General features: G+C 63.3%; 9 protein-coding genes. 6 read left to right on the top strand and 3 right to left on the bottom strand.

The genetic code is table 11. From position 1 onward, the window contains the following. The 3 genes from IVB32_RS13995 to IVB32_RS13985 all read left to right on the top strand — a co-directional run. The coding region (locus IVB32_RS13995) for a branched-chain amino acid ABC transporter permease (RefSeq protein WP_247410617.1) at positions 1-665 on the top strand (665 nt) is incomplete at its 5' end. Continuing rightward, complete coding sequence (locus IVB32_RS13990) at positions 655-1,422, top strand: ABC transporter ATP-binding protein (protein ID WP_247297573.1); 768 nt, start codon at positions 655-657, stop codon at positions 1,420-1,422. The genes IVB32_RS13995 and IVB32_RS13990, both read left to right, overlap by 11 nt. Beyond that, complete coding sequence (locus tag IVB32_RS13985) at positions 1,419-2,138, top strand: ABC transporter ATP-binding protein (RefSeq protein ID WP_085352790.1); 720 nt, start codon at positions 1,419-1,421, stop codon at positions 2,136-2,138. The genes IVB32_RS13990 and IVB32_RS13985 overlap by 4 nt, the downstream gene beginning before the upstream one ends. Positions 2,139-2,218: 80 nt before the next feature. On the opposite strand, the gene IVB32_RS13980 is transcribed toward IVB32_RS13985, so the two are convergent. The 3 genes from IVB32_RS13980 to IVB32_RS13970 form a co-directional block, all read right to left on the bottom strand. Next, entirely contained in the window at positions 2,219-2,791 is a 573-nt protein-coding gene (locus tag IVB32_RS13980; RefSeq protein WP_247297572.1) for an invasion associated locus B family protein, read from the bottom strand. Positions 2,792-2,857: 66 nt separating this feature from the next. Then, positions 2,858-6,004 (bottom strand): efflux RND transporter permease subunit, encoded by a 3,147-nt coding sequence (locus IVB32_RS13975; protein WP_247297571.1) that lies wholly within the window; start codon positions 6,002-6,004, stop codon positions 2,858-2,860. Continuing rightward, the gene (locus IVB32_RS13970; RefSeq protein ID WP_204510936.1) at positions 6,001-7,173 is read right to left on the bottom strand and encodes an efflux RND transporter periplasmic adaptor subunit; all 1,173 of its coding nucleotides are present in this window, start codon (positions 7,171-7,173) and stop codon (positions 6,001-6,003) included. Before IVB32_RS13970 ends, IVB32_RS13975 begins: the two co-directional genes overlap by 4 nt. Positions 7,174-7,548: 375 nt before the next feature. Here IVB32_RS13970 and IVB32_RS13965 point away from each other — a divergent pair, with 375 nt between their 5' ends. The 3 genes from IVB32_RS13965 to IVB32_RS13955 all read left to right on the top strand — a co-directional run bounded on the left by IVB32_RS13965 (position 7,549) and on the right by IVB32_RS13955 (position 11,102). Beyond that, a complete protein-coding gene (locus tag IVB32_RS13965) occupies positions 7,549-7,788 on the top strand; it encodes a hypothetical protein (protein WP_085352792.1) in 240 nt (79 codons plus the stop codon). A 228-nt stretch (positions 7,789-8,016) separates the two neighbouring features. Then, entirely contained in the window at positions 8,017-10,410 is a 2,394-nt protein-coding gene (locus IVB32_RS13960) for a TonB-dependent receptor (RefSeq protein WP_247297564.1), read from the top strand. Positions 10,411-10,412: 2 nt separating this feature from the next. After that, a complete protein-coding gene (locus IVB32_RS13955) occupies positions 10,413-11,102 on the top strand; it encodes a Fe2+-dependent dioxygenase (RefSeq protein ID WP_085352794.1) in 690 nt (229 codons plus the stop codon). Positions 11,103-11,247: the final 145 nt, after the last annotated feature.

The raw sequence follows: 11,247 nt of genomic DNA, 5'->3' as shown, positions 1-11,247 counted from the left end.
GTCTGTCGGGCCATTATTTCAGTATGGCGACCATCGCGGTCGCCGAGACGATGCGGCTGATCGTGACCAACACCGACTGGCTCGGTGCGGCCGTCGGGCTCTCAGGGCCGACCGTGCCGCGCAACATCTTCGATCTCTCGTTCCTGTCGTCGCTGCCGTATTACTATCTCTTCCTCGCAATCCTCGTGATCACGCTGTTGATCACCTGGTGGATGACCAACAGCCGCATGGGATTTTACCTGCGCGCGATCAAGGACTCCGAGCGCGCGGCGCGCTCGCTCGGCGCACCCGCCAGTCGCACCAAGCTCTACGCCTACATGCTGAGTGCGGCGCTGACGAGCGTCGCCGGCGCGCTCTATGCCATGATGTTCGGCTTCGTCGACCCCGAGTCCGGGTTCGGGATCCTGATTTCGGTGAAAATCCTGATCATGGCGGCGCTGGGCGGGGCAGGGCTGTTGTTCGGGCCCCTGGTCGGTGCCGCGATCCTGGTGCCGCTGGAGGAGATCTCGAACAGCTGGCTCGGCGGCAAGGGCGCCGGGCTCACCTTCGTGCTCTATGGCGCGATCATCGTGGTGATCGCGCGCTTCCAGCCCGGCGGTCTGCTCAGCCTGTTCACTCGGCGCAGCAAGCCGACGAAGGACACGGGAGCTGGCCATGCTCCTTGAGGCACGCGAAATTACGAAGGCGTTCGGAAGCTTCAAGGCGTTGGACGATGCCTCCGTGACCTTGGAGCAAGGCGACATCCTCGGCCTGATCGGCCCGAATGGCGCGGGCAAGTCCACCTTCTTCAATTGCCTGACTGGCGATCTCAAGACCACTTCGGGCTGCGTCCTGTTCGAGGGCCGTGACATCACCGACTTCGCGCCGGAGCTGCGCGCCGGGCTTGGGCTCGCTCGTACCTTCCAGGTGCCGCAGACATTTGAGGGCATGACGGTGCTGGAGAACGTCATGATCGGCGCATTCCTGCGCACCTCGCATCGCAAGGACGCCGAGACCAGGGCGCGCGCGGTGCTCGAGCGCGTCGGCATGATCAGGCTTGCGGATGCGCCGGCGCGCTCGCTCGGCACCCCCGGTCGCAAGCGGCTGGAGATCGCGCGGGCGCTGGCAACCGAACCGAAGGTGCTTCTGCTCGACGAAGCCATGGCCGGCCTCAACGCCCATGAGGTGAGGCTCGCCATCGACCTCGTGCGCGACATCCATCGTTCCGGCATCACCCTCGTGATCGTCGAGCACATCATGGAAGTGATCATGTCACTCGCCAGCCGCGTGATGGTGTTCCACCAGGGCAAGGAGATCGCCCGCGGATCGCCGCGCGAGGTCACATCCAACCCGGCGGTGATCGAGGCCTATCTCGGCAAGCGTGCAGCCAAGGCAGCGGCCGGCCACACGCCGGTCGAACTGATGGGCGGGCCGGACCTATGAGCGGGCCGTTGCTGCGGATCGAGCACCTCGAGGTGCGCTACGGCGATCTCATCGGCGTGTCCGACGTCTCGCTGGAGGTTCCTGAAGGCAGCGTCGTGGCGCTACTCGGCTCCAATGGCGGCGGCAAGACCACGACGCTGAACGCGATCGCCGGCCTCATTCCCGTGCATTCCGGATCGATCCGCTTTCGCGGCGAGGATATCGCCGGCGAGAGAGCCTTTGCGATCGTGCGCAAGGGGCTGGCGCTGTCGCCAGAAGGCTGGCGGCTGTTCGTGCAGCAGAGCGTCGAGAACAATTTGATGCTTGGCGCAACGCCGCTGCGCGACAAGTCGCGCCAGGCCACGCTGCTCGAACGTGTCTACGAGATCTTTCCGCGCCTGAAGGAGCGCCGCAACCAGCGTGCCGGCACCATGTCCGGTGGCGAACGGCAGATGCTCGCGGTCGGGCGCGCGCTGATGAGCGACCCGAAGCTGTTGATGCTGGATGAACCTTCGCTCGGTCTCGCGCCGGCGGTGGTCGAGTCCATGTACGAGACCTTCGGCCGCCTGCATCGCGAGGGCCTGACCATTCTGCTCGCCGAGCAGTCGATCGAGCTCGCACTGGAGGTCTCGGATTTCGCCACGGTGCTCCAGGTCGGCAAGAGCGTGCTGTCGGGCACGGCGGCGGCGCTCGCGGAGGATCCGCAGGTGCAGAAGGCTTATCTGGGCGTGGACTGACCGATTTTCCGCCTGGAGGCGCCCGGTATCGGCGGCGTTAGGCTGCAAAATGGATATGCAACAGTGACGGGGAGGCGTCGCTACTTGATCTTGTCGTAGGCCGCCGCGAAATCGCCGAGCGGCATCGGGATCGCGATCGTTTCCTTCGCCATGTTCTGGAAGGAGACCTTGAGCTGCTTGCCCGACCGCAAGGTCGCAAGCAGGTCCGGTGCGATTGGCGTGGAGGCGTAGCAGCCGCGGTTCTCGCAGGTCTGGATCTGGAGATCGACCGTCTTGCCCTCGTCAACCTGGAGCTTGGCGCCGATGGGAAGGTTGAGGCCAAGCGGCAATTGCAGCAGCGCCACCGGTGTGCGGGTGTCGGGCGCGATGCGGATGTTGATCAGAACGATGGTCTGGCCGGTCTTGGTCAGCACCGCGTTCTGCTCCATCGCGCATTCGAGCGGTGCGTCGCGGCTGACGCTGGTGCAGCGCACGACCCAGCCGGGCTGCTGCGCCGCAGCGCCGTCAGCCTGCGGCTGCGTCGGAGCCGGTGCGGGCTGTGCCGCCGGGGCAGACGGAGCTGCGTTCTTCTTGGCGCCTTGCTGGGCATGCGCGGCACCCGCCGACACCAGGAGAGCGGCTGCTAAGGCGACAAGTCTGGATTGCAAGGGCATGGCAAGACCGCGTTGACGTGAACCGAGGGCCTCGCTGTAACGTCGTGAGGCGCGCGGTGCAAGCTGCTACTCGGCAGCTTCCTTAACGGTGCCGTGCTCGACCGTCTCGTCGCCTTCGCCGTCACCCTTGCGGCCCCAGCCCGAGAACCAGTTGTTGAGCTCGTCGAGATAGAGATAGACGACCGGGGTGGTGAACAGCGTCAGCGCCTGGCTGACGATCAGACCGCCGACCATGGCGTAGCCGAGCGGCTGGCGAATCTCGGCGCCGGTGCCGTGGCCGAGCATCAGGGGCACGCCGCCGAGCAGGGCAGCCATCGTCGTCATCATGATCGGACGGAAGCGCAACAGCGCTGCCTGCCGGATCGATTCCGCCGGCGTCTTGTGCTCGTCGCGCTCCGCGGCGATGGCGAAGTCCACCATCATGATGCCGTTCTTCTTCACGATGCCGATCAGCAGAATGACTCCGATCAAAGCAATGAGGCTGAACTCGAAGCCCGCCGCCATCAGGATCGCGAGCGCGCCGACGCCGGCCGAGGGCAGGGTCGACAGAATCGTGATCGGATGGATGTAGCTCTCGTAGAGGATGCCGAGGATCAGATAGACCACGACCAGCGCGGCGAGGATGAGGAGCGGCACGGTGCCGAGCGACTGCTGGAACGCCTGTGCCGTGCCCTGGAAGCTCGAATTGAGCGTCGGCGGCGCGCCGAGATCGGCCATCGCCTTCTGCACGGCCTCCGTGGCCTGGCCGAGCGCGACGCCCTGGGCGAGGTTGAAGCTGATCGTGATCGCCGGGAACTGGCCCTGGTGGCTGATTGAGAGCGGCCGAACCGGGTCGGTGCTCCAGGTCGCAAACGTTGACAGTGGCACCTGGTCGCCGGTCAGCGGAGATTTCAGGTAGAGCTTGTTCAGGCTCTCGAGGCTGCCCTGCATCTCCGGCAGGATCTCAAGGATCACCTTGTAGGTGTTGAGCTGGGTGAAATACTGCGTGACCTGACGCTGTCCGAACGCGTCGTACAACGTATCGTCGATCAGCTGCGGCTGAATTCCGTAACGCGCTGCAGTATCGCGGTTGATCTTGAGCTGAACCGTGGTGCCCTGGGTCTGCTGGTCGGTCGCGACGTCGCGCAGTTGCGGCAAGGTCTGCATCTTGGCGAGGATCTTCGGCGCCCAGTCGTTGAGCTCGGCGAGATCTGCGTCCTGCAGGGTGAACTCGAACTGCGTACGGGTCGGCCGGCCGCCGAGCCGGACGTCCTGGGCCGCCTGCATGTAGAGGCGGGCGCCGGACACCTTTTCGAGCTTGGGACGCAGCCGGGCGATGATCTGCTGCGCGGAGGCATTGCGGACGCTGAGCGGCTTCAACGTAATGAACATGTTGCCGTTATTGCCGGCGCGGCCGCTGCCGCCGATGTTCATTGCGATCGTTGCGACGTCGGGATCGTCCATCACGATCTTGCCAAGTTCGACCTGGCGACGCTGCATCTCCGCGAACGAGATGTCCTGGGAGGCTTCCGAGGTCGCGGTGATCAGGCCGACGTCCTGTTGCGGGAAGAACCCTTTCGGGATCAGGACGAACAGATAGACCGACAGGGCAAGGGTCGCGAAGAAGATCGTGAGCGTCGTGCGGCGCCAGGCCAGGGCATGGTCGAGCACCCATTCGTAACCGCGCAACATCCGGTCGAATCCGCGCTCGCTCCATTGATAGAACTTGCCGTGGGTAACCTCGCCATGGGCGCGCAGGAAGCGCGAGGCCATCATCGGGGTCAGGGTCAGCGATACGAACATCGAGACGAAGATCGTCATCGCCAGCACGACTGCGAATTCACGGAACAGGCGTCCGATGATGCCGCCCATCAGCAGCAGCGGAATCAGCACCGCGACCAGCGAGATGCTGATCGACACGATGGTGAAGCCGATTTCCTTGGAGCCCTTGAAGGCGGCCGCCATGGGCGATTCGCCTTCCTCGATGTAGCGCGTGATGTTCTCGAGCATCACGATGGCGTCGTCGACGACGAATCCAACCGCGATGGTGAGGGCCATCAGCGACAGATTGTCTAGCGAATAGCCAACGACCCACATCAAGGCGCACGCGCCCAGCAGCGCCAGCGGCACCGTGATGGTGGGAATGACGGTCGCCCAGAAACTGCGCAGGAAAATGAAGATGACCATGACCACCAGGGCAATGGTCAGCAGCAGCGTGAACTGGACGTCCTCAACCGCGGCGCGGATCGTCGTGGTGCGGTCGCTGATGAGCTCGATCTTGATCGCGGGCGGGATCGCGGCGACGAGGCGAGGCAGGGTGGCCTTGATCCGGTCGACAGTCTCGATAACGTTGGCGCCCGGCTGCTTGAATATCACCAGGAAGACGCCGCGCTTGCCATTGGCCCAGGCCGCCTGCTTGGCGTCTTCGGCGCCGCTGACCGCCTGGCCAACATCGCGGATTCGCAAGGGACCACCATTGCGATAAGCGATGATGACGTCGTTCCAGTCCTTGGCCTGGGTGAGCTGGTCGTTGGCGTAGATCGTGTAGGCGCGCTTCGGACCGTCGATGTTACCCTTCGGGCTGTCGACCGTGGTGATCGCAATCTGGCTGCGCACGTCCTCCATCGACAGGCCCTTGGCGACGAGTTTCGCCGGGTCGATCTGGATGCGGATGGACGGTTTCTGCTGGCCGCCGATGAAGACCTGCGCGACCCCGGAGAGCTGGCTGATCTGCTGGGCGAGCTGGGCGTCGACCGCGTCGCTGACACTGGTCAGCGGCAATGTCTCGGAGGTCGCCGACAGCAGCAGGATCGGGGCGTCGGCCGGGTTGACCTTGCGATAGGTCGGCGGCGAGGGCAGGTTCTTCGGCAGCTGACCGCTCGCGGCGTTGATGGCGCCCTGCACGTCGTTGGCGGCGCCGTCGATGCTGCGGTTGAGGTCGAACTGGATGGTGATCGACGCGGTGCCCAGATAGCTCGTCGAGGTCATTTGGGCGATGCCCGGGATCTGGGCGAATTGCCGTTCGAGCGGCTGGGCCACCGACGAAGCCATGGTCTCTGGGCTGCCGCCCGGCAGATTGGCTGTGATCTGGATGGTCGGGAAGTCTACCTGCGGCAGTGGCGCGACCGGCAGCAGGGGATAGGCGACGAGACCGACGAAGAGAATGCCGGCCATCAGCAACGAGGTGCCGATGGGATAACGGATGAAAGGTGCCGAAATCCCGCCCGCGTTCATTCCTGTCGGACCTTGTTCTGGGCCGGATCCGTACTCGCCACGGCCGTGGAGACGAGGCTTCCGGGCTGGACCTTGAATTGGCCGCCGGTGATCACTTGCTGCCCGGGCGTCAGCCCTTCGTCGACGACCGAACGTCCGTCGATGCTGTAGCTGACCTTGATCTTGTGCACCTCGGCCTTGTTGTCCTGATTGACAGAATAGGCGTAGAGGCCGTTGGTGGAGTGCTGGACCGCGTCATCCGGGACAACGGTCGCATCCTTGAGGGTGCGCACCAGCAGGCGTGTCGACACCGATTGACCGGGCCAAAGCGCGTGGTCCTTGTTCTCGAACACCGCCTTGAGCCGGATCGTGCCGCTGCTGGTGTCGACCTGGTTGTTGATGACGGCAAGCTTGCCCTCGGCCAGCGTCTTCTTGCCGTCGGTCGTGAAGGCGATCACCCTGAGCGCGCCGGCCTTCTGGCCCTCGCTGATATAGGGCAGCTGATCCTCTGGCGCGGTGAAGATCACCGAGATCGGCTCGACCTGCGAGATCGTGACGATGCCGGTCTGCGTCGAGGCGTTGACGATGTTGCCGATGTCGACCTGGCGCAGGCCCGCGACGCCGGTGATCGGCGCCTTGACCTGGGTGTAGTCGAGCTGGGTCTGCGCGTTGGAGATCGCAGCATCATCGGCGGCGATCTGTGCGGTGAGCTGGGCGACCGTGGAGCGCTGGGTGTCGACCCGCTGGGCGGTGGCGAATTCGCCGAGCTTCATGGCGCGCTGGAGCTCGAGATTGGCGTTGGCCAGATTTGCCTCGTCCTGGGCCTTCTTGGCCTTGGCCTGGTCGAGCGTGGCTTGATAGGGACGGGGATCGATCGAGGCGAGAAGCTGGCCCTCCTTGACGATCTGGCCTTCGGTGAAGGCGATCTTGTCGATCTGGCCATCCACCCTGGTCCGGACTTGGACGGTGTTGAAGCCCGCAACCGTGCCCAGACCGGTCAGGTAAACCGGAAAGTCCACCTTCTGAACTGGCGAAACGCTCACGGGGACGGCGGACGGGCGCTGCGGCCCCTTTTGTGCGGTCTGGGTTTTTCCGGCGTCGGGCGAGCCGAATTTCTGCCAACCATAGTAACCTGCGGAGGCCACGGCCGCGATGATCAGAATCCAGAGGATCGGCCGGGACTTTTTCATATCGTCTCGTGTCGGCTCTTATGCCCTAAGCTACGAATTATGAGGCAATCATAGGGTTCCAGGAGGCTTGTATAATACACGCCAAGTTCCAGTGTAAACAGCACTATCGGTTGAGAATCCTAAACAATTGGAAAGCTTTGCACGGGTTAGGCAGCTCCGTGTCACTACGGTGTGCCGTGCTGCATTCCCCCCTCAGGAACGATCAGCGTGCAAAGTTTGTGCAATGCTCGAAAGCGGTGTGCTCTGGACTGAGCGGCGCCGCGCCTAGGCCGCAAGGCGACGGCTGGCAGGAACGGTTCTAATCGTGCGGAGCTCGTTTCGGTTGTCAGGGAAATCGGCATCGGTCATATCGACGCGCCACAACGGGAGCGCAGCATGGACGAACTGAACGGCAAGCTGATCGCGTGTCAGATCCTGATCACGGGACTGATCGCACGCGTCGCCAACGAGCAGCGTGATCCCTTGCGCTTTCTCACCGAGTTCCGCGACGAGATCAGAGCCGTCGTCAACGGCGTCAACATCGCAGGCATGGACAACAGCGACCGCGTGCGCGCGGTGGCGCGGAAGACCGTCGATGAATTGTTCTCGTTGATGAAGCCGCCAAGCAGCGATTGACCATGCGCCCGCGACCGCCGATTTAGCAGCATTTTCACGCGCTCTTTAGAACGACTCCAATCTCGATTTAGAACGATTTCAAACGGCAGTTTAGAATCGCTTTGATCTGGACTTATTCAAGCGTTCTCGCGGCTTACTCGCATTGACCCGCAATTTTGCGGCCGATACCAACACTCCAATCGCTCATCGAAGTGAATGGGCGAACTGGAATATGGGGCGTGTTTGGTAATGGGGCAGGTGGTCGCACCGAAGTCGTTGCGTTCGGTCGCAGCATTCGATGAAAAGTTCACGAGCGTTTCCGGCAAGAAGGTCTCCGCTGTCGCGGGCCTGATCGCAGCAGCATCGGTGTCGAGCGGCGCGGAGGCGCAGCAGTCGAACCTGCCGCCGGTGACGGTCGATGCGCCGGTCGCGCGTCCGCGCCCGGTGGCTTCGAAGCCGACGGCGGATCAGGTCCGCGCGCGCAATGCGCTTCGCCGCGCCGCGCAGCGGCAGCAGGCGGCGCAGCAGACCGCTCCCACCACGCCGTCCGGCGAGGTTGACCGCAATCCGTATTCGGATCCGGCGGCGCCATACAAGGTCGACCACGTCCAGGCCTCCGGCAAGTTTCCCGAGCCGATGCTGAACACGCCGAAGACCATCACCGTGCTCAGCAAGGAAGTTCTCGAGGACAAGAACGCCACGACGCTGAAGGAGATCGGGCGGTCGACCGCCGGCGTGACGCTGGGTTCGGGGGAGGGGGGCAACGCGTTCGGCGACCGCTTCTTCATCCGCGGCTTCGATGCGCGCAACGACGTCTTCATCGACGGTATCCGCGATCCCGCGGTCTCAATCCGCGAAAACTTCTTCACCGAGCAGATCGAGATCCTGCGGGGCCCCGCCTCGTCCTACGCCGGCCGCGGCACCGCTGGCGGTGCCATCAACATCGTCACCAAGCAGGCGGGCGACGTCAATTTCAAGCGGATGGATACCGAGTTCGGCACCGACAGAACCAAGCGCGTCACGCTCGACGTCAACCAGGTCGTCGATCCGACCTTCTCCGTGCGCGTGGGCGGCCTGTTCCAGGACGCCAACGTCGCCGGCCGCAACTATATCACCGACGATCGCTGGGGTTCTTTCATCTCGACCAAGTACACCCCGACCAACGACATCAAGATCACGACGAACTATGTCCACACCGATCTCAGCGGCTACCCGGATTTCGGCGTGCCCTTCTACAGGCAGGGCAATGTCCCCGTGACGTCGGCGGGCATTCCGCGCGGAAACTGGTACGGCTTTCTCAACCGCGACTTCCAGACGGCGCGGCAGGATTTCGGCACCGGCACGATCGAGTACAAGGTCAACGATGCCATCACGCTGACCAGCAAGGTGCGCGGCGAGCACTCGCTGCTGAATTATATCGGCACGCTGCCGCAGAACCCGATCACGACCAGCCCCAATCCGCTGCTCTGGACCACGACGGCCAGTGCGCAGAGCCGCTACCAGAACGTGGATGTATGGGCCAACCAGAACGAGGCCACATTCAAGCTCAACACCGGCGGGGTCAAGCACACCGCAGTGTTCGGCGTCGAATATGCCAACGAAAACATCTCGATCGACCGTTACACCGGCCTCTCGTCCGAACTGTTCGGCGGCGGCTCGACCAGCAACGGAGCGGTCACGGGGGTCAATCTCTACTCGCCGCAGTACACCTACATTCCCTTCAGCAACACGCCGTCGCTGGTTGGAAATCCGACGCGCTACGGTGTCAACACCAGCAGCGTCTACGTCATGGACACCGCGAACTGGCAGGACACCATCATTGTGAACGGCGGCGTGCGCTACGACGGCTACAGCCAGAGTTCGTCGACCAACCCGGCCTATTTGAAGCAGAATGCCGATCTCGTGAATTACAACGTCGGCGCGGTCTACAAGCCGATGTCGATCGGCAGCCTGTATGCAGCCTATGCGACCTCGGCCAATCCGTTCGGGTCGGAACTTGATGCGACCGCGACCGATTACGGTGGTGTTCCGCCCAACACGGCCGTTTTGCTCGGACCCGAGCGTAACAAGGCGATCGAACTCGGCACCAAATGGGAGCTCGCCGACCGTCACCTGTTGGTAACCGGTGCGCTGTTCCAGACGACCAAGGACAACGCGCGCGAGACCGTCAACAATCTGCTGACCTCGGGCGCTGCCTACAGGATCCAAGGCATCGACATCGAGGCCGAGGGCAAGCTCACCGACCGCTGGAGCATTTTTGGCGGTCTGGTGCTGATGCAGTCGAAGGTCACGCAGAGCGGCGTTGCCTCCAACATCGGTCTGCAGCTCGCCAACATTGCCCACCAGTCGTTCAGCATGCTGACCAAGTACAAGTTCGACGGCGGCTGGGAACTCGGCGGCCAGGCGGTGTACCGCTCGAAGGTCTATGGCGGCACGTTCGCGGCCAACACCAACGAGTTGCCGAGCTACTGGCGTTTCGACGCATTCCTCGAGAAGAAGATCGACCAGAACTGGACCATGAAGTTCTACGCCCAGAACCTGACGAACAAGCTCTATTACGACTCGTTCTATCGCAGTGCCGTGCCCTTCGTGGCGGTCGCGCCAGGGCGGGCATTCTACCTCGTGACGACAGCGAAGTTCTGATCATGCTGACGTGCCTTCCTGGCGTTCTGAGCAAGGATGATGTGGCGGATTTCCGCCGCATCATGGACGTCAGCGAATGGGAGGACGGGCGCTCCACCGCCGGCTCGCAGTCGGCGATGGTCAAGCGCAACGAGCAATTGGCGCCGGACAGCGAGGTCGCGCGCAAGCTCGGCAACCGCATCATTTCGGCGCTGACGTCGAACCCGCGCTTTATCGCGGCCGCGATCCCCCTCCAGATATTCCCGCCGCTGTTCAACCGCTATGCGGCCAGCAGCGGCCACCATTTCGGCCTGCACGTCGACAATGCGATCCGCGGCGACCGCCTGACCGGCCTTCGCATCCGCACAGACCTCTCGGTCACGCTGTTCCTGGCCGAGCCGGAGGAGTACGACGGTGGCGAACTTGTGATCGAGGACAGCTACGGCTCGCACGAAGTCAAGTTGCAAGCCGGGGACTGCGTGCTCTATCCCTCGACCAGCCTCCATCTCGTGACGCCGGTGACCAGGGGAACGCGGGTTGCGTCTTTCTTCTGGCTTCAGAGCATGATACGGGACGATCAAGCCCGGAGCATGATCTTTGACCTCGACACCGCGATACAGGCGCTGGTGGAACGGCTCGGGCGTGACGATCCCGAAACGGTCAAATTGACGGGTATCTATCACAACCTCATTCGCTACTGGGCCGAAGTATGAAGATCATGTCCTTCCAAGCAAGCCTTGCCGCAGCTCTGGTGCTGGCGGCCGCCTGGCTTGCATCCCCCGTTTCTGCCCAGACACAGGCCGCCCCCGCGGCACCCGTCCAGTCGACGGCTCAGCCGTCCGCGGTCAGTCCAGCCCC

Source organism: Bradyrhizobium sp. 23 (genome assembly GCF_023073295.1).
GTDB lineage: Bacteria > Pseudomonadota > Alphaproteobacteria > Rhizobiales > Xanthobacteraceae > Bradyrhizobium > Bradyrhizobium canariense_D.
Note: the sequence above shows the minus strand (reverse complement) of the source record. Positions and strands in the feature narration are given on the sequence as shown.

Coding starts and splice junctions, on each gene's coding strand:
- IVB32_RS13990 (WP_247297573.1), top strand. CDS start 655: ATGCTCCTTGAGGCACGCGAAATTACGAAGGCGTTCGGAAGCTTCAAG.
- IVB32_RS13985 (WP_085352790.1), top strand. CDS start 1,419: ATGAGCGGGCCGTTGCTGCGGATCGAGCACCTCGAGGTGCGCTACGGC.
- IVB32_RS13980 (WP_247297572.1), bottom strand. CDS start 2,791: ATGCCCTTGCAATCCAGACTTGTCGCCTTAGCAGCCGCTCTCCTGGTG.
- IVB32_RS13975 (WP_247297571.1), bottom strand. CDS start 6,004: ATGAACGCGGGCGGGATTTCGGCACCTTTCATCCGTTATCCCATCGGC.
- IVB32_RS13970 (WP_204510936.1), bottom strand. CDS start 7,173: ATGAAAAAGTCCCGGCCGATCCTCTGGATTCTGATCATCGCGGCCGTG.
- IVB32_RS13965 (WP_085352792.1), top strand. CDS start 7,549: ATGGACGAACTGAACGGCAAGCTGATCGCGTGTCAGATCCTGATCACG.
- IVB32_RS13960 (WP_247297564.1), top strand. CDS start 8,017: ATGGGGCAGGTGGTCGCACCGAAGTCGTTGCGTTCGGTCGCAGCATTC.
- IVB32_RS13955 (WP_085352794.1), top strand. CDS start 10,413: ATGCTGACGTGCCTTCCTGGCGTTCTGAGCAAGGATGATGTGGCGGAT.